Annotated in this window: 11 protein-coding genes; 7 read left to right on the forward strand and 4 right to left on the reverse strand. The window is 60.2% G+C overall.

Annotated features, from left to right (window positions below; translation table 11 throughout):
• Positions 1–43: 43 nt before the first annotated feature.
• From araH to WIR04_RS11935, 3 genes are all read right to left on the reverse strand, one after another.
• Positions 44–1,045, reverse strand: a complete 1,002-nt coding sequence (araH, locus tag WIR04_RS11925) for an L-arabinose ABC transporter permease AraH (RefSeq protein ID WP_338887119.1) — start codon at positions 1,043–1,045, stop codon at positions 44–46.
• Positions 1,046–1,095: 50 nt separating this feature from the next.
• Positions 1,096–2,592 carry an L-arabinose ABC transporter ATP-binding protein AraG gene (gene araG / locus WIR04_RS11930; protein ID WP_338887122.1) on the reverse strand — a complete coding sequence of 499 codons (1,497 nt, stop codon included), beginning with the start codon at positions 2,590–2,592 and terminating at the stop codon, positions 1,096–1,098.
• A 74-nt stretch (positions 2,593–2,666) separates the two neighbouring features.
• Positions 2,667–3,650, reverse strand: coding sequence for an arabinose ABC transporter substrate-binding protein (locus tag WIR04_RS11935; RefSeq protein ID WP_338887125.1), 984 nt, complete (start codon positions 3,648–3,650; stop codon positions 2,667–2,669).
• A 361-nt stretch (positions 3,651–4,011) separates the two neighbouring features.
• On the opposite strand from WIR04_RS11935, the gene WIR04_RS11940 reads away from it, so the two are divergent.
• From WIR04_RS11940 to WIR04_RS11965, 6 genes are all read left to right on the forward strand, one after another.
• Entirely contained in the window at positions 4,012–5,688 is a 1,677-nt protein-coding gene (locus tag WIR04_RS11940; RefSeq protein WP_338887127.1) for a ribulokinase, read from the forward strand.
• The gene (locus tag WIR04_RS11945) at positions 5,685–6,383 is read left to right on the forward strand and encodes an L-ribulose-5-phosphate 4-epimerase (protein WP_338887130.1); all 699 of its coding nucleotides are present in this window, start codon (positions 5,685–5,687) and stop codon (positions 6,381–6,383) included. The genes WIR04_RS11940 and WIR04_RS11945 overlap by 4 nt, the downstream gene beginning before the upstream one ends.
• 15 nt (positions 6,384–6,398) lie before the next feature.
• A complete protein-coding gene (gene araA, locus WIR04_RS11950) occupies positions 6,399–7,898 on the forward strand; it encodes an L-arabinose isomerase (protein WP_338887132.1) in 1,500 nt (499 codons plus the stop codon).
• Between the two features lie 199 nt (positions 7,899–8,097).
• On the forward strand, positions 8,098–8,712 hold the full coding sequence (locus WIR04_RS11955) for a class I SAM-dependent methyltransferase (protein ID WP_338887134.1): 615 nt from the start codon (positions 8,098–8,100) through the stop codon (positions 8,710–8,712).
• The gene (locus tag WIR04_RS11960) at positions 8,709–11,696 is read left to right on the forward strand and encodes a DEAD/DEAH box helicase family protein (RefSeq protein WP_338887136.1); all 2,988 of its coding nucleotides are present in this window, start codon (positions 8,709–8,711) and stop codon (positions 11,694–11,696) included. Before WIR04_RS11955 ends, WIR04_RS11960 begins: the two co-directional genes overlap by 4 nt.
• Before the next feature lie 244 nt (positions 11,697–11,940).
• Positions 11,941–17,136, forward strand: coding sequence for a RecQ family ATP-dependent DNA helicase (locus WIR04_RS11965; protein ID WP_338887138.1), 5,196 nt, complete (start codon positions 11,941–11,943; stop codon positions 17,134–17,136).
• An 82-nt stretch (positions 17,137–17,218) separates the two neighbouring features.
• On the opposite strand, the gene WIR04_RS11970 is transcribed toward WIR04_RS11965, so the two are convergent.
• Positions 17,219–18,106: a LysR family transcriptional regulator gene (locus tag WIR04_RS11970; RefSeq protein WP_338887140.1), complete on the reverse strand. Its 888-nt coding sequence runs from the start codon at positions 18,104–18,106 to the stop codon at positions 17,219–17,221.
• 113 nt (positions 18,107–18,219) lie between these two features.
• Here WIR04_RS11970 and WIR04_RS11975 point away from each other — a divergent pair, with 113 nt between their 5' ends.
• Complete coding sequence (locus WIR04_RS11975; RefSeq protein WP_338887143.1) at positions 18,220–19,371, forward strand: methionine aminotransferase; 1,152 nt, start codon at positions 18,220–18,222, stop codon at positions 19,369–19,371.
• The last annotated feature ends 4 nt before the right edge of the window (positions 19,372–19,375 follow it).

Below are 19,375 nucleotides of genomic sequence, written 5' to 3' on the forward strand. Positions count from 1 at the left end.
CCAGGCCAGCGAGGGCCAACCCGGTGCCGGAGGGAGCAAGAGATCAGACGCGCGCCTTGCGCACCTGCTTGTAGCGGTCGAACAGCACGGCGGCGAGCAGGATGAGGCCGCGCACCACGTACTGGGCGAAGGGGGAGATGTTGAGCAGGTTCATGGCGTTCTCCATCAGCCCCAAAATCAGCACACCGGCGATGATGTAGGAGATCTTGCCAATCCCCCCCTTCATGGAGACCCCACCCAGCACGCAGGCGGAGATCACCACCAGCTCGAAGCCGATGGAGGTCATGGGCTGTCCCGAGGTCATGCGCGAGGCGAGTATGATGCCCGCAATGGAGGCGATCAGCCCGGTCATGGTGAAGATGATGATCTTGGTGCGCACCACGTTGACCCCGGCGAGGCGCGCGGCCTCCTCGTTGCCCCCCATGGCCAGGGTGTTGCGGCCGAAGGTGGTCTTGTTGAGCAGCAGGCCGAACAGCACGAAGCAGAGCGCCGTCAGCCAGACCGGGGTCGGGATCCCGAGCAGGGCGGAGTTGCCGAGCTCGAAGAAGCCCTCTTCCACTATGCCGACCGCCTTGCCGTCCGAGATGATGTAGCCCACCCCGCGCGCCATCTGCATGGTGGCCAGGGTGGTGATGAGGGCGTTGATCTTGAATTTGGCCACCACTATGCCGTTGATGAGGCCAAACAGCACCCCCACCGACATGCCGGCCAGGATGCCGACCGTGATGCTCTCGGTGGCGTTGATGCCCACGGCGCAGGCGACGCCGGAGCAGGCCACCACGGATCCGACCGACATGTCGAATTCCCCTGAGGCGAGGCAGAACAGCATGCCGCAGGCCACCATGCCCGACATGGAGACGGCGAGCCCCAGGCCGCGCATGTTGATCAGGCTGGCGAAGTTGGGCACCAGCGCGCAGGCCAGCAGGAACAGGATGGCGAAGATCACCAGCATGCCGTACTGATCCCAGACGCGGGCCAGTTGTACTCTGGAGCCGGTGGCCGCAGGGACTGTCGCGGCCTGACCGGCAGAGGTAGTTGTTGTCATGGTATTTCTCCTAAAAAATCTGGGTGCTATCCCGTTGCAGTCACGGGGGATTAACGGGCCGGCATGGCCAGATTGAGTGCCTTGACCTCGTCGGCCTCGTCGTGGGAGAGCTCCCCTGCTATCACCCCCTCCCGCATGACCATGATCCGGTCCGCGATGCCCAGCACCTCCGGCAGCTCGCTCGAGACCACCACCACGGCGATGCCCACCTTGGCCAGATCGTAAATCACGTTGTAAATCTCGTTCTTTGCCCCGACGTCTATGCCGCGGGTCGGCTCGTCGAGCAAAATCACCTTCATGTCTTCGGAGAGCCAGCGCCCCAGAATGGCCTTCTGCTGATTGCCGCCGGAGAGGTTCATGATGACCTGATGGGGGGACGGGGTCTTGACCCTCATGTCGCGGATCCTGAGCCTCGCGTTCTCGTCCTCCCATTTCTGGTTGATCCAGAAGCCCCCCCACGCCTTGTGGCGGCGGGCACTGATGTTGATGTTCTCCTGCACCGAGTGGATGGGGATGATGCCGAGGGCCTTTCTGTCCTCGGTACAGAGCATGATGCCGCTGTGAATGGCGTCGATGGGGTTGCGGATGGGCACCGGCTTGCCAAACACGGCAATCTCGCCCCCACGCGCCTTCTCGGCACCGAAGACAAGCTTCATCAGCTCGCTGCGACCGGCCCCCACCAGCCCGAAGATCCCGAGGATCTCCCCCCGTTTCACCTCGAACGACACCGGCGCCTTGAGTCCCGGCCCCATCAGGTTCTCCACCTTGAGGCCCACTTCTCCTAGCTGTCTCGGGCTGTAGCCATAGATGTCGGTCAGATCCCGCCCCACCATGGTCTTGACCAGCAGATCCCGGTCCACCTCGGCCATGGAGGCGAAGGTGCGTACGAACTGGCCATCCTTGAACACGGTGATGGCATCGCACAGGGCGAAGATCTCGTCCATGCGGTGGGAGACATAGAGAATGACCTTGCCCTCGTCCCGCAACTGGCGAATGACCCGAAACAGCTGATCTATCTCGCGGGACGACAGGCTGCTGGTCGGCTCGTCGAAGGCGATGACGCTGGCATCCCGGGTCAGGGCCTTGGCGATCTCCACCATCTGCCATTGCCCGAGGGACAGGTACTTGAGCGGTGTCTCGGGGGAGACGTCCATGCCGAGGCGCGCCAGCTGTCTCGCCGCATCCTGATAGAGCTTCTCCCGATCGATGACGCCGCGCCGGGTGGGCAGCTGGCCGAGGTAGATGTTCTCGGCGATGGTCATCTCGGGGACCAGATGCAACTCCTGATAGATGATGGCGATCCCGCTCTCCAGGGCATCGACCGTGTCTTGAAACACCTTCTCCTGGCCGGCCAGCTTCATCACCCCTGTGGTGGGCGCCTGAAAGCCGCTCAGGATCTTGAGCAGGGTGGATTTGCCCGCGCCGTTCTCCCCCATCAGCGCGTGCACCGAGCCCTGCTGGCAGGAGAAGGAGACGTTCTGCAGCGCCTTGACGCCGGGGAACTCCTTGCTGATGCCGCAAAACTCCAGATAAGGAACCTGATTCATGTGTTCACTCCAGCCAACCGGCATGACGCCACTGCGTCATGCCGGTCTCGGTGTCAGGGTTTAAATGGCGTCAATCACAGACCTTTCTTCTGCAGCTCGACCTTGAAGTTGTCGCGGGTGATGAGCACCACATCGGTCACTTCGGTGAACTTGGCAGGCTCGGTGCCATTGACGACCCAGTCATGGAGCATCTGGATGCTCTTGTAACCGTGCACGTCCGGGCTTGGCAGCAGGGAGCCGAGGAAGCCGGTGGCGCTGGACTTGGAGAGCTCGTTCACCGCATCCACCCCGTTGATGCCGATGCCGATGACGTTCTCGGCCTTGAAGCCCTGCCCTTCGGTGGCACGAACGCCGCCGAGCACCGTATTGTCATTCATGCCGACGATGAGCCAGTTTTTGACCTCGGGGTGCTGCACCAGCATGGAGTTGGCGGCATCCAGGGCCCCCGGAATGTCGTTGGCCTTGGTAGGAGAGCGGTAGATCTGGCCTTCGGGGAAACCGGCGGCCTTGAGCGCCCCCAGGGAGCCTTCGACCCGGCGACGGGCGGTATCCAGCTCATCGGCAGTGATGGCGAGCACCCCGGTAGCCTTCAGGTCCCACTGGCGTTTTTGCATCTCCTTGTAGAGCTCCTGGCCCTGGCGCTCGCCTATCTTGGTGGCGGCCATCATCACCAGGGGCACCTGCTCCATGGGCAGCCCCTTGGCGTTGACGAACTGGTCATCCACAGTGATGACTTTCAGATCCATGCTGTTGGCCTTGGCCATGATGGCGGCCCCGAGCTTGGGGTCCGGGGTGCAGATGACGAAACCCTTGGCGCCATTGGCCGCCAGGCTGTCGATGGCATTGAGGGTCTTCTCCCCATCGGGCACGGCTATCTTGATCACCTCGAAACCGAGATCCTTGCCCGCCTTGTCGGCGAAGTTCCATTCGGTCTGGAACCAGGGCTCTTCCGGTTGCTTGACCAGGTAGCCCAGCTTCAGCGCCTCGGCCGAGAAAGCAGAATTTGCCATACCAAGGGCAAACCCCATCGCGATCATGCCTTTAACGATTTTGTTCATGCGAGTGTCTCCAGATGTTCCATCAATCCATGTATCCATGAAACGCAGCCATTGGGTCCATTCCTCTGACCGCCACATAAAAACATGTCCAAACATGACGTTATTGTTGTTGCTAGATGAGCGAACCAAGTTGTAATCGTTTTCACATGGAAAAATGGAGAGCAGGATCACGCCATGAGATTGCAGCCATTTTGTCTATATATTTAGCAAAATCGTTACATACGGAATCCTCGACAAGGGTCACCCTCTTGCGCTTGTAGCGTTTAAATCCATATTTCCAGCAGCCAATGGCTAACCGTCCGTCCGGTGCATCTCCTATGGTTCCTCCCCAGTTACCCCTCATTGATGGTCAGGAGCACATATGTCTGAGCACATCGTCATCGGACTCGATTTCGGCAGCGACTCGGTCAGGGCACTCGCCGTGCGCTGCCAGGACGGCGCCGAGCTGGCGACCCATGTCGTCTATTACCCACGCTGGCAGGCCGGCCACTACTGCCAGCCGGTCAACAACCAGTTCCGCCACCACCCCCTCGACTATCTGGAGTCCATGGAGCAGGCGGTGGTGGCGGTGGTGAGCCAGCTCACCCCGGCCCAGCGAACCGCCGTGCGCGGCATAGGGGTGGACAGCACAGGCTCCACACCGGCCCCCATCGATGAGGAAGGGCGCGTGCTGGCCCTGCGCCCAGAATTTGCCGACAACCCCAACGCCATGTTCGTGCTGTGGAAGGATCACACCGCCATCGAGGAGGCCGAGGCCATCACGGCCCTGTGCCACGGCGGCCAGTTCCCCGACTACAGCCGCTACATAGGCGGCATCTACTCCTCCGAGTGGTTCTGGGCCAAGATACTGCACGTCTCCCGAGCCGATGCGGCAGTGCGCGCCGCCGCCTGCAACTGGGTCGAGCTGTGCGACTGGGTGCCCGCCATACTGAGCGGCACCCAGGCTCCGGCGACCCTCAAGCGCGGGCGCTGCGCCGCCGGTCACAAGTCCCTCTGGCACCCGAGCTGGGGCGGCCTGCCCGCCGCCGACTTTCTCAATGCGCTTGATCCGCTGCTGACCCAGGATCTCGACTTCCCCCTCTTTACCGACAGCTGGACCGCCGATCTGCCGGTCGGCACCCTGACCCCGGAGTGGGCGGAGCGGCTGCACCTCTCCTGCGAGGTGGTGATCGCCGGCGGTGCCTTCGACTGCCACATGGGGGCCGTGGGGGCCGGGGCCGGCAACAATGCCCTGGTCAAGGTGATAGGCACCTCCACCTGCGACATCCTTATCGCCGATGAGGCCACCATCGGTGATCGTGCCATTGCCGGGATCTGCGGCCAGGTGGACGGCAGCGTGGTGCCGGGCAGGGTGGGACTGGAGGCGGGGCAATCGGCCTTCGGCGACATCTATGCCTGGTATCAGCGCCAGCTCGGCTGGCCGCTGGAGAGCCTCGCCGCCCAATACCCCGAGCTTCGTACCGCCATCGAGGCCCACAAGCGGGAGCTGTTGCCGAGCCTCGCCGCCGCCTGGGATCAGCAGCGCGATCTCGCCCACCTGCCAGTGGTGCTCGACTGGTTCAACGGCCGACGCACCCCTTATGCCAACCAGCGCCTGCAGGGCACCCTCACGGGCATCAACCTCGGCACCGATGCGCCTGACCTGTTCGGCGCCCTGGTGGCTTCCACCGCCTTCGGGGCCCGCAGCATCATGGAGTGTTTGACCAGCCAGCAGGTGCCGGTGGAGCAGGTGATTGCCCTTGGCGGCATCGCCCGCAAATCAACGACCGTGATGCAGACCTGCGCCGATGTGATGAACAGGCCCATCCAGGTGGTGGCCTCGGATCAGTGCTGCGCCCTGGGGGCGGCCATCTTTGCCGCCGTGGCGGCCGGGATCCATGGTGATGTGGCGGATGCCCAGCACCACATGGCGAGCGCCGTGGAGCGCACCCACCAGCCGGATCCGGCGCGGGTCGCCGAATACGAGCGGCTCTACCAGCGTTACCTCGCCTGGGGCGCCGCAGCCGAGCCCCTCTACAACCGGGAGGTACCGGCATGAGCCTCAACACCCTCAAGGAGCAGGTGCTCGCCGCCAACCTGGATCTGCCGCGCCACGGTCTGGTGACTTTCACCTGGGGCAACGTGAGTGGCATAGACCGGGAACAGGGTCTGGTGGTCATCAAGCCGAGCGGCGTCAGCTACGAGCGGATGCGGGTCGAGGACATGGTGGTGCTGGATCTCGCGGGCAAGCAGGTGGAAGGATCCTTGCGCCCCTCCTCCGACACCGCCACCCACCTGGTGCTCTATCGCACCTATTCCGAACTTGGCGGCGTGGTGCACACCCACTCCACCCACGCCACCGCCTGGGCCCAGGCCGGACGCCCCATTCCCATTTTCGGCACCACCCAGGCCGACTACTTCAACGGCGAGATCCCCTGCTCCCGCCTGCTCACCCCGGGGGAGGTCGAGGAGGACTACGAGGGGCTGACCGGTCATCTCATCGTCGAGACGCTCAGGCAGACCCCCATCCTCACCATGCCGGGGGTGCTGGTGGCCAATCACGGCCCCTTCAGCTGGGGCAAGAGCGCCGATGACGCTGTACACAACGCCGTGGTGCTGGAAGAGGTGGCCCGCATGGCCTGGCTCACCGGCCAGATCAACCCAGCGGCCCGCCCCCTGCCCCATTACCTGCTGGAGAAGCACTACCAGCGCAAACATGGCAAACACGCCTATTACGGCCAGACAAAAGCGTAAAAAGAGGACACCAAGATGGAATTGATGAAACAGCTGGAGGTGTGGTTCCTGGTCGGCAGCCAGCACCTGTATGGCGCCACCACCCTGAAGCAGGTGGCCGATCACGCCCACACCATCACCAACCAGCTCAACGAGGGGGCGAACCTGCCCCTCAAGATAGTGCTCAAGCCCACCGGCACCACCCTCGACGAGATAAGCAGCGTCGCTCGCGATGCGAACCACAGCGAGCAGTGCGTGGGGCTCATGGTGTGGATGCACACCTTCTCCCCCGCCAAGATGTGGATCCCGGCCCTGAGTCAGCTGCAAAAACCCCTGCTGCAGTTCCACACCCAGTTCAACCGGGATCTCCCCTGGAGCGAGATCGACATGGACTTCATGAACCTGAACCAGACCGCCCATGGCGGCCGCGAGTTCGGCTTCATGGGAGCCCGCCTGCGGCTGCCCCGCACCGTGGTGGTCGGCCACTGGCAGGATGAGGAGCCCAGACAGAAGATTGGCAACTGGATGCGGGTCGCCGCCGCCATCCACGACAGCCGCCACCTCAAGATCGCCCGCTTTGGCGACAACATGCGCAACGTGGCGGTCACCGAAGGCGACAAGATTGAGGCCCAGATCCAGTTCGGCTATCAGGTGAACTACCACCCGGTCGGCGATCTGGTGAAGGTGATCGACGCCGTGCCTGCAAGCGACATCGAGACGCTGCTGGCCGAATACGAAGAAACCTATACCCTCACTGAGGCGGTGCAGGCGGGTGGGCCGCTGCGTGCCTCCCTGTATGAGGCGGCGCGCCAGGAGCTGGGGATGAAGAAGTTCCTCACCGACGGCGGCTTTGGCGCCTTCACCACCACCTTCGAGGATCTTCACGGCCTGCACCAGCTACCGGGGCTCGCCTGCCAGCGCCTGATGCAGCAAGGCTTCGGCTTTGGGGCCGAAGGGGACTGGAAGACAGCGGCCCTGCTGCGCACCCTGAAAGTGATGGGCGCAGGCCTGCCGGGGGGCGCCTCCTTCATGGAGGACTACACCTACCACCTGGAGGCGGACAACAACCTGGTACTGGGGGCCCACATGCTGGAGGTCTGCCCCTCCATCGCCGCAGGCAAACCCGTGCTGGACGCCCAGCATCTGGGCATAGGCAAGAAGGCTGATCCAGCCCGCCTGCTGTTTGCGGCCCCCGCCGGCAAGGCGGTCAATGCCAGCCTCATCGATCTCGGCAACCGCTTCCGGCTGGTGGTCAATCAACTGGAGGTGGTGGACCTGCCAGAGGCCATGCCGAAACTGCCGGTGGCCAGCGCCCTGTGGCAGCCCCTGCCGGACCTGCAGACCAGCGCCGAGGCCTGGATCCTGGCGGGGGCCGCCCACCACTCGGTGTTCACCCAATCGGTGGACATAGCGCAGCTGCGCACCTTCGCCGACATCATGGGCATAGAGTTCGTGGTCATCGACGAGCACACCCGGATCCCCGAACTCAAAGAGACCCTGCGCTGGAACGAGGTCTACTACAAGATCTGCCACTGACGCCTTAATCGGCCAGCGGCCACCACCATGACAACAGCCCCGCCAGCGGGGCTGTTTCTTGATGACGAGTCGAGCTTGTCTTACAGGGTGCCCCCTTCACTCATCCCTTGCCGGGGCAAACGCCACCCTTGACATGACGATTTAATTAACCTGCTGTTTAAGCTGAATATTTCCATTGGTTTATCGTTTTTGATAGGGTATGGCAACCTTTCCAGCCGACCCAGCCATCATGTCCATCGCTTACTATGATCAGCACGCCCGCGCATTTGCCGACAGTACCTTGAGTGTCGATATGCAGCCTCTCTATCAGCACTTTCTGCCGCTGCTGCCACCCGGTGGCCATATCGTCGATGCCGGTTGCGGCAGCGGACGGGACAGCCACTTTTTCATGGCGGCGGGATTCAGGGTCACGGCATTCGATGGCAGCAAGAAGCTGGCGGCGCTGGCCAGCCACTATATCGGCCTCGCGGTGGCGGTATGTCGGTTCGAGCAGTTTCAGGCCAGCGAGCCGGTGGACGGGATCTGGGCCTGCGCCAGTCTGCTCCATGTGCCGTTGGCGGACTTGCCTGCCGTCATGAGGCATCTGGCCATTCAACTGAGAGCTGGCGGCCACTTTTATTGCTCTTTCAAGTACGGCCGTGGCACGCTTGCCCGTGACGGGCGAACCTTCACGCAACTGGATGAAGATGCCCTTTACGCCCTGCTGAGCGAGTTACCTCTGGTCGCCATCGATGTGTGGCAGACGACCGATCTGAGACCGGGCAGAGCCGAAGAACGCTGGCTCAATGCCGTACTGCAGGTCAAACAGCCATGAACTCGCTGATGCTGGTCGGCGGCGGACACGCAAGCGATCCCCTTTTTACCGACCCCCTGCTCCCCCATCTGCTGGCGGCACTGGCCGAGTGCGGACAAGGGGCGCGGATCGAGCTGTGCGTCTCGTTCATCCGGCAAAGCGGTCTGTTGCTGCTGCGTGAGGCGCTGCAGCAGGCACAAGCCAGAGGGGCGCACCTGCGCGTCATCACCTCCGACTATCTGGACGTGACCCAGCCGGTGGCACTGCGCGAGCTGCTCAAACTGGATCCCGCCCGCACCACGGCCCTTGTCTATCAGAGCGCAGGAAACCGCGGCTTTCACCTCAAATCCTATCTGTTCGTGCGCCAGCATTGCTCACACCACCTCTGCGGCCGGGCCTTTGTGGGCTCGAGCAATATCTCGGCTGCCGCCTTGAACGACTCGCTGGAGTGGAACTGGTCGCTGACCGTGGATGACTCGCCCTGTGTCGAGGCACAGCAGAGCCTGCAACAGCTGATGACACAGGTTGAACTGCTCGCAAGGGATCCACGGGTCGTGCCACTGACTCACCGCTGGATTGATGACTATCTGGCGCGCTATCAGCAAAGCAGCTTGCGGGAACTGAGGGCTCTGACCGGTGACAAAACAAAAGATGCCGAGGCACTGCGCGAACGGCCAATGCCCAACAAGGTGCAGCTGGATGCCCTTGCCGCGCTGCATGCCACCCGCAACGCGGGTTACCAGCGGGGATTGGTGGTCATGGCGACCGGTCTTGGCAAAACCTGGCTGGCCGCCTTCGATGTACATCAGATGCAGGCGGCTCGCTTGCTGTTTGTTGCCCATCGGGAAGAGATCCTGACGCAGGCCAGAGCCACGTTCCAGCGCCTGTCTCCCTCGGCCCGTACCGGCCTCTATCAGGGGGAGCAGCAGCAGGATGTGGACTGGCTGTTTGCCTCCATCCAGACGCTGGGCAAGGGCCGGCATCTGCTGCGCTTTGCCCCCGACCACTTTGATTACATCGTTGTTGACGAGTTTCATCATGCCGCCTCCCCCTCGTATCGCAGGTTGCTCGATCACTTTCAACCTCGCTTCCTGCTGGGATTGACTGCCACACCGGATCGAACCGATCAGGCCGATATTCTGGCGCTCTGTGACAACAATCAGGTCTTTGAATGCTATCTCGCCGAGGCCATTGAACAGCATTTTCTGGTGCCGCTGGTCTACCACGGCATCCTCGACGACACCATCGACTATGCGGCCCTGCCCTGGCGAAATGGCCAGTTTGACCCGGATGCGTTGGAACATGCCTTCGCCAGTCAGCGGCGGGCACAACACGCCCTGCACCAGTGGCAAAAGCTGGGTCAGCAACGCACGCTGGCCTTTTGCATCTCCATTCGCCATGCCGAGTTTATGGCCCAGTGTTTCACTGCGGCCGGAGTCAGGGCGATGGCCATCCATGCCCAGTCATCCCTTGACCGCACCTGGGTACTGAAACAGCTGGAAGCGGGAGAGCTCGACATCATCTTCTCGGTCGACCTCTTCAACGAAGGCACAGACCTGCCCGCCATTGATACCGTACTGATGCTGCGCCCGACGGAGTCTCGCATTGTCTTCCTGCAGCAACTGGGACGCGGATTGCGTCTCCATCCGGGCAAAGAGCGGCTGCAGGTGATCGATCTGGTGGGCAACCACAAGGCCTGCCTTGGCAAACCTATCTTGCTGGAACAGCAGTTGACCCGCCGCCATGGCGTGCACGGCGAACCCGTACTGGCGCCTGGGTGCTTTATCAATCTGGATCCTGCCCTGCTGCCCATGCTGGATCGCCTCAACGCCACGCGCCGCCCGCCACTGCTGCAAACCTATCGCGAACTCAAGGAACAGTTCGGCTACCGACCGACAGCCCACCAGGTCTGGCAAAGCATGCAGGCCAATCAGCTTGAATTCGATACCCGCGCCTTTGGTGGCTGGTTCGCACTGGTGGCACAAGAGGGCGATCTGGACGCAACCAGTGAGCAGGTTTGGCAGCAACTGCGGGAATTTCTCCATCTCGCCGTTGAAACCACCCAGCTGGCGAAAAGTTTCAAGCTTATTTTGCTGCAGGCCCTGCTCGAGCTGGACGGGTTGCGCTCGCCGCCGACCCTTGCCGAGCTGGCCAGCCACTCCCGCTACCTGCTGGAACGCCATCCCCGGCTGTTGAAACTGGATCTGCCCGATCCGCAACAGCAGCTTGCCGCAGACAGCGCAAGCTGGTTGCGCTACTGGCGCAATAACCCGATAAAACACACCACTGGTGAGAATAACGCTGCGCGCCGCCGCTACTGGTTTGTGGTCAAGGATGATCGTTTTTGCACGGATTTCGCGCTCAATGAGACGCAGATAGATCAGCTCCACCATATGATGCAGGAGCTGCTGGACTTGCGCATGGCTCAGTATCTGGCCCGCAAGTCTCGGATTCGGTCGGCACAAAGCACGGCGTCATCAGACACTGGCGAGCGTGCAGAGGTTGTGGCGCTGGGCAGCCTCCGCCAAACAGCGCCTCTCAAGCCGGAGAACAGCGCGGTGGAGAGCGGCTCCTTGCTCTCCTACTTCCCCAATCTCAAGATTGCCTGCGGCCACTTCAAACATGGTGACGAGAGTGATATGGCGCTGCAGCGCCTCGACAGCAGTTGGGGAGAACTTGATCCCAAGCGCCACTTCCTGGCCCGCGCCAGCGGCAATTCGATGGATGGCGGCAAACAACCGATTGTGGATGGCGATCTGCTGTTGCTGGAGTGGATCACCCCGGACAGTGCGGGCTCTATCACCGGCAGCATCATGGCGATCGAGCAAGAGGATGAGAGCGGCCTGAATCAATACCTGTTGCGGGTTGTCACCAAAAACAGCGCGGGCCAATACCGTCTTAAAGCCAATAACCGCGACTATCCCGAGCTGTCCGCCAACGAAAATATGCGGACATTCGCTCGCTTGAAAAACGTAATAAAATTCTATGAAAGCAGGGCAAATTAGATCCTCATATCGTATCCACTATATGTTTCAGAACTGGCGTGATTGTTACGTGTTTTATAGCCGGACCAACTCAGGATCCTGTATGCAGAGGTCCATTGGTAGAAAAGGTTTGCAACATGCAGCATAAAAATCAACGCAGAACGATGCCAACTCTCCCTTTTATCAGGTAAAGTAGCGCCAACCCCATGATCTAATAGCACTAATTATTATCTGGATGAATTGTACCAGATGGAGATGGCTGTTGATGAATCTTCTACTCTCATCTGTTCTCGGAAATGACAAGATCCTCTCTTTTGACCTTGAATTAACACGGGATGATAACTTACGGCACCTTGGTGCACTTCTTGATGATCAGCAATTAAGCCTTAAAGGTCCTCAAGAACTCTCCATCAAAGAACTTAACAATCTAGCCCATCATGCAGACTTGGTTCTCGGCCATAATATTCTGGATTTTGATCTCCCCTGGTTAGCCAAACAGGCGGTGCGTCCCCAACAGCTTCTCGATAAACCGGTGATCGATACTCTCTATCTCTCACCCCTTGCCTTTCCCAAGAATCCCTATCACCGCTTGGTCAAAGATTACAAACTGGTACGAGATGCCCTCAATGATCCGGTCGCCGATGCAAGACTCGCCCTGCAGGTTTTCTCCGAACAATTGGCCGTCCTGCAGTCCTTACCCCTGCCCCAGCTACAACTCTATCAATATCTTTTTAGCCAAGGAGTCACAGCACAGTTCAGCACTCAAGGTCTCTCTCTGGTATTTGCCAGGTTAACGGGTCGTCCTCTGGTCAAGGTTTCTGAGCTGCCCACCCTCATTAAGAGCATTGCCCACGAGAAAGCCTGCCCCAATCAGCTTAACCGGGTGATTGGCGATGCCTTGCGCCAACCCATGCTGTTGTTGCCGCTGGCCTATGCTTGCGCCTGGTTGCCTGTGTCCGGCGGAAACTCTGTACTACCCCCCTGGATTTGGCGTCGCTTTCCTCAAACAGCGGAGATCATCAACACAGTTCGCGAACGCCACTGTGGTCACGCTGACTGCGGCTACTGTCAGGAGAACCACGATGCCCGCCGTCATCTGCAACGCATCTTTGAACTCGACAACTTCCGAAGCCTGCCTGATGGAACCCCATTGCAAAAGACCCTTGTTGAGGAAGCAATGGCCGGAGTCGCGCTACTTGGCATCCTGCCCACCAGCGGTGGTAAATCGCTCTGCTACCAGCTCCCCGCACTGGTACGCAACCAGCGCAGTGGCGCTCTCACTATCGTGATCTCGCCGCTACAGGCACTAATGAAAGATCAGGTGGACAACCTTAAATTCAAGGCAGGTATCGAAGGTGTCGCGGCCATATCCGGACTGCTCACCCTGCCTGAACGTGGTGCGATTCTCGAACAGATCCGCATGGGGGATATCGCCCTGCTCTATATCTCCCCCGAGCAGCTTCGCAATCGCACCGTCAAGCAAGCCATACGACAACGTCAGATCGGTGGCTGGGTATTTGACGAGGCACACTGCTTATCAAAATGGGGCCATGATTTTCGCCCCGATTATCTCTACTGCGCCAAGGCCATCGCTACCATTGCCAGCGAGCAACAAGTCCCCGTTCCACCAGTCTTTTGCTACACAGCAACGGCCAAGCCGGATGTGGTTACAGACATCTGCGACCAGTTTCTCGACAAGCTGCCCCAACCACTGCGCCGACTGGAAGGGGGGGTTGAGCGAACAAACCTCGAGTACGCAGTCATCGAATGCCCCGGTCTCAATAAACACGGACATATCCTCAACTTACTCGAGCAGTTCTTCGGTGAAGATAAGCCTGGTTCCTGCGTTATCTACTGCGCGACCAAACGTAATGTGGACGAACTGGCCGATTTTCTCGGGCAACAACAGCCCCTTCCCGTCGCCCGCTTTTACGCCCGAATGGACAATGCCACAAAGAAGGAGACTCTGGAGCAATTTATCAATGGCGAGATACGGGTCATCTGTGCAACCAATGCCTTTGGCATGGGGATCGACAAAGATGATGTGCGCCTGGTGGTCCACGCCGATATTCCCGGCTCCCTCGAAAACTATTTGCAAGAAGCGGGGCGAGCGGGACGCGATACGAGGCAGGCGCACTGCGTATTGCTCTTTGATGAACAGGATATAGAGAAACAGTTCCGACTCGAGGCCATGAGTGAAGTTAGCCTGCGAGACATCAAACAGATCCTGCGCGGAATACGGATCCGGGCCAATAAGGGAAGCAAACAGGAGCCCCCATCCCCATTGGTTGCAACCAGTGCAGAGCTCATCAACCAACCCGATGTAGAGACCAGCTTCGCCGCCGACGACAGCAATGCCGATACCAAGGTCAAGACGGCTATCGCCTGGCTCGAGCGCACCGGTTATCTGGAACGCAGCGACAACATCACCCAGGTGTTTCAAGGGCGCCCCCTGTTTGCCTCCACGAAGGAGGCGATGGACCTGATTGAGAGCCTGAAACTTGCTCCAAAGGCCAAAGCTATCTGGCAGGCCGTTATCCAGGCACTGATCAATGCAGCCGATGATGACGGTCTCAGTGCCGATAGCATTGCCGAAGAGGCCGGTCAGTACATGGCCGATCAGGGACGCGGCGTACAAGCCAGCGAAGTGATGCGAGTGCTCACCCAGATGGCGGATGTCGGGCTGCTCTCACAAGGCATGCTGCTCACCGCCTGGATCCGTCCCAAAGGGAAAGACAACGCCCGGATACTCACTGGCCAGGTACACAGCATTGAGAAGGAGATGCTCACGACCTTGCGGGAGCAACTGCCCGACCCCGATGCCAGAGTTGGTCACCCTCTCAACATGCGACACCTCAACCAAGCCATCAAGGAACAGGGCCATGAGCAATGTAACCCGGGCCTTTTACGAAATCTGCTGACCAGTTGGTCCCAGGATGGCCGCTCGGGAGGTGAGAAAGGCGCGATAGATGTCAAATACCTCTCCCGAGATCACTACCAGATAACCTTTAACCGACCATGGGCACAAATAGAGCAGACTATCGCTCAGCGCCATGCTGTCACCGGAGCCACCCTCGATTTTCTCTACACCCAACTGGCCAGTAGCGAGGAGAGTGTCCAGCGTCAGGTGATGATCTCGTTTGCTCTGGAGCAATTGGTTAAATACCTGCGTGAAGATATGGATGTTACCCAGCTGATGAATAAGCGAGAAGCTAGCAGCCAGCAGGAGTGGCTACTCAAAGGGGCCGAACGGGCGCTACTCTATCTGCACGAGCAACATGCGGTGGTGCTGCAAAATGGCCTCGCCGTTTTCCGCACCGCCATGACCCTCACCCTGACCTCGGAGCGTCAACAGCAGTACGGCAAGACGGACTACCAACCCCTCGAACATCACTACCGCCAGAAGGTCATCCAGATCCATGTGATGAACGAATATGCCCGCATTGGACTGGAGCACTTCAAAAGAGCCAAGGAGCTGGTGACCAATTACTTCTCAATGGAGGCCGACAAATTCCTCGGTCACTACTTCAAGGGAAGAGGCAAGATCCTGGAACTAGCAACTAGCGAACACTCTTGGAAGCGCATTGTCGAAGATCTGCACAACCGGCCTCAGGAGCAGATAGTCCAGGCCCCGCCCGAACAAAATTTGCTGATACTGGCTGGCCCAGGTTCGGGCAAGAGCAAGGTAATCATCCATCGCTGCGCCTACCTGCTGCGAGTCAAACAGGTCGATCCGGCCAAGATCATGCTGCTTTGCTACAACCACAACGCAGCAATCTCACTGCGCCGCCGTCTGGTTGAACTACTGGGACGCGATGGCGCCCGGGTATCGGTATTCACCTTCCACGGTCTTGCCATGAGCCTGACCGGTAATGCAATGCAAAACCGAACATCGGACGATATCAATTTCTCCGCCATCATCGATGATGCAATCAAGCTGCTCCGCGGTGAGCAAAGTCAGCTCGGCCTCGAGCTCGAAGAACAGAGAGAGAGACTGCTTGGTGGTCTGCAATTTTTGCTCGTCGATGAGTATCAGGACATAGACGAGCAGCAGTACCAACTTATCGCGGCACTGGTGGGCAAGAGCGAAGAGGATGAAGAAGCTCGTTTGCATCTGATGGCAGTGGGTGATGACGACCAGTCCATCTACGCCTTTCGCGAAGCAAATGTGAGCTTTATCCGCCGTTTTGAGCAAGACTACAACGCCCAAACCCACTTTCTGACCTGGAACTACCGATCCACGGCCCACATCATCGAAACGGCCAACCGCTTGATAGAGCACAATCAGGATCGCATGAAGCGAGCGCACCCCATCGTGATCGACGAACGGCGCAAGATGGAGGTCCCCGGTGGCCACTGGGAGGAACTGGAGACTGCGCGAGGCAGAGTCATCATCCAGCAGTGTCTGGATGCGCCCCAACAGGCGGCCGAAGTCGTGAGACATATCGCGCTCATCCGTCAGAAGGATCCGGACTGTCCACTGGAGTCGATCGCAGTGCTGGCCCGTAACGGGCTGGAGAAAGAGGAGCTGACCTGGGTTCGCTCGGCTCTGGCGGATGCCGCCATCCCCTGCCGCTTTAACCTGGATAAAGAGCACGGTTTCCCGGTTCACCGCTGCCGCGAGATCTTGCGCTACCAGAGTTGGTTACAACAGCAAGGCCATTCCCTGCTGACAGTTGAGCAACTTGCTGCCCCACTCCCCCCGCTAGAGCAGGCCAATCGTTGGGAGACTCTGCTGCATGAACTAATCGAGCAATGGCAAGGCAGTCAGGGGGAGCATGCCCTTTCCGCCCACCACTTCCTGATGTTCCTCTACGAGTATCTTGGCGAGCAAAGACGCCAGATCCGCTTTGGCAAGGGAGTACTGCTGAGCACAGTACATGGGGTCAAGGGTGAGGAGTATCGCTATGTACTGATCCTTGATGGCGGATGGCAACGCTGCGCAGAACGCAACTCGAACAACATCGAGGAAGAGAGACGCCTTTTCTATGTAGCAATGACCCGAGCAATACAACGTTTAGTGGTTATGTCCCGCGTGGATCAGCGGCATCCGCACCTTCCTCTTATCAACGAATGTTGTTACAACGAGTCGCACCAAGCCACATCACCTGCCCGACTACGCCGTTTTACCATTATGGGAATGCGTCAACTTGATATTGGTTTTGCAGGACGTAGTAACGAAAACAATCCTATCCACCACCAACTTCGCCGATTACAAGTCGGAGACGCAGTGCGTATTGATATCGATAATCTTCAGAAACTTCATGTGTTCCATGGCCAAAAAACCGTTGCTCGGCTTTCCCAAAGTGCTCATCAAATATGGCAAAGCCAATTTTCAGCAATCCGGCATGCCACAGTGATCGCTATGGTTGAGCGAAGCAAAGAGCAGGAAGACGAGCCCTACCAAGCACAAATTCGAAGCGAACGATGGGAGCTCCCCATTATCGAGTTGGAGTTGTAACTGTGCCGCGAGAGGAGGTGCGCCAAGTCCACAGCACATACCTATCTGCACACATCTCATCCGTGTGGCGTGACGGGTTCGACTAGATGGTATCCCCCTCCAGCAGCCAGCGGCAGACCCTGTCTACCCCCTGGCGCCGGCTGTCTGGCCGGGCGAGCAGGGCGTACTCGTGGTCCGTCTCCAGCACGGGGGCGAAGGGAGCGACCAGGGCGCCGCTCTCCAGCTCCTCGGCCACGATTGTGGGATCCCCGAGGGAGAGGCCAAACCCCTGCAGCGCGGCATTCATCGCCAGGTCCAGGGTATCGAACAGCTGTCCCCCCTGGGGCTGCCAGGGGGTGGCGAGGAAGGCGGCGAACCAGTTGCGCCAGTCCCGTCGATCCGCGCTGGCATGGAGCAGGGGCAGCCGGGGCAGCTCTTCTATGGTGCGCTCGAACAGACGGTGCTTGGCGGCAAAGGCGGGGGCGCAGACCGGGGTCAGCCGCTCCTGGAACAGCGGCTGGCTATGGGGGTACCTGGCCTGACAGGGTTGATAGACGATGGCGAGATCGAAGGACTCCCGGGAAAAGTCGATGCCATGGCTGTGGCTGCCGCGCACTTCGACTGCCTCCCCCTCGAACGCCTGCAGCCGTCGCAGCAGCCAGCGGCTGGCACAGGAGGGCACCTTGATGCTGATGGCCTGCTCGTGGGGCAGAGTCTGCAGGGCACTGAGCCCCTCCCCCATGCGGGCCAGCCCTTCGCGAACGAAGGGCAGCAGGCGCTCGGCGGCCGGGGTCAAGGCCAGGCAACGGGTACCTCGCACGAACAGCAGGTGGCCGAGGCGGGCCTCCAGCTGGGCGATCTGCTTGCTCACCGCCCCCTGGCTCACGCACAGCTCGTCGGCGGCCAGGGTGAAACTCAGGTGGCGGGCAGAACACTCGAAAACCTGCAAGCCATAGAGGGGCAACTGGCTGCGGGGTTGGCTGGACAACATACAAGCCTCCATGCTTGAGAAAAACTCATGCATAACATGCCGAATAATCCGTTGTCCGGCAAGGAAGCGAGGGCTAAAAAGGGACATCTTTCACACACATCGGTGACGGCGCCATGTCTTCCCCCCGCATTGTCAGCAAACTGCCCCAGGTGGGCACCACCATCTTCAGCGTGATCGGGGATCTGGCCGCCCGCCATCCCAGCATCAACCTCTCCCAGGGGGCCCCGAGTTTCCCCTGCGATCCCGAGCTCATCCGGGTGACCCATGAGGCCATGCTGGCCGGGGAGAACCAGTATGCCCCCATGACGGGGCTGCCCGCCCTGCGCGAGCAACTGGCGGCCAAGATTGCGGCCAGCTATGGCCACCACTATGACGCGGGCGAGGAAATCACCATCACCGCCAGCGCCAGCGAGGCACTGTTCTGTGCCATCACCGCCCTGGTGCACCCGGGGGACGAGGTGATCATGTTCGAGCCGGCGTTCGACAGCTATCGCCCCATGATCCAGCTGCAAGGGGCCACCCCTGTGGTGATCGCCCTCAAGGCGCCGGACTTTGCCATCCCCTGGGATGAGGTGGCGGCCCGCATCACCCCGCGTACCCGCATGATAGTGCTCAACACCCCCCACAACCCCACCGGCACCGTCTGGCAGGCGGGGGATCAGGAGCACCTCGCCCGCCTGGTGCGCGGCACCGACATACTGATCCTCTCGGACGAGGTGTACGAGCACGTGGTGTTCGACGGCGCCCTGCACCAGAGCGTGATCCGTTACCCCGAGCTGGTGGAGCGCTCCGTCGCCGTCTTCTCCTTCGGCAAGACCTTCCACGTCACCGGCTGGCGGGTGGGTTACTGCGTGGCGCCCCGCCCCCTGATGGAGGAGATCCGCAAGGTGCACCAGTTCGCCATGTTCGCCGCCGACACCCCCATGCAGTACGGCTTCGCCCACCTGTTGCAGCAACCGGCCCACTATCAGGGGCTGGCGGCCTTCTATCAACGCAAGCGGGATCTGCTGGTCTCGGCCCTGGGGGATTCGCGCTTTACCCTGCTCCCCTCGGCGGGCAGCTTCTTTATGCTGGCGAGCTACGAGCGGATAAGCGACGAGCCGGACAGCCTCTTCGTGCAGCGGCTCATCCGCGACCACGGGGTCGCCACCATTCCGGTCTCCGCCTTCTATCACGACGGCACGGATCAGCGGGTCATCCGCCTCTCCTTCTCCAAAGATGACGACACCCTGCTGGCGGGCGCCGAGCGCCTGTGCGGCGTCTAGGAGG

Origin of the sequence: Aeromonas rivipollensis, assembly GCF_037811135.1 — a bacterium.
Classification (GTDB): domain Bacteria; phylum Pseudomonadota; class Gammaproteobacteria; order Enterobacterales; family Aeromonadaceae; genus Aeromonas; species Aeromonas rivipollensis.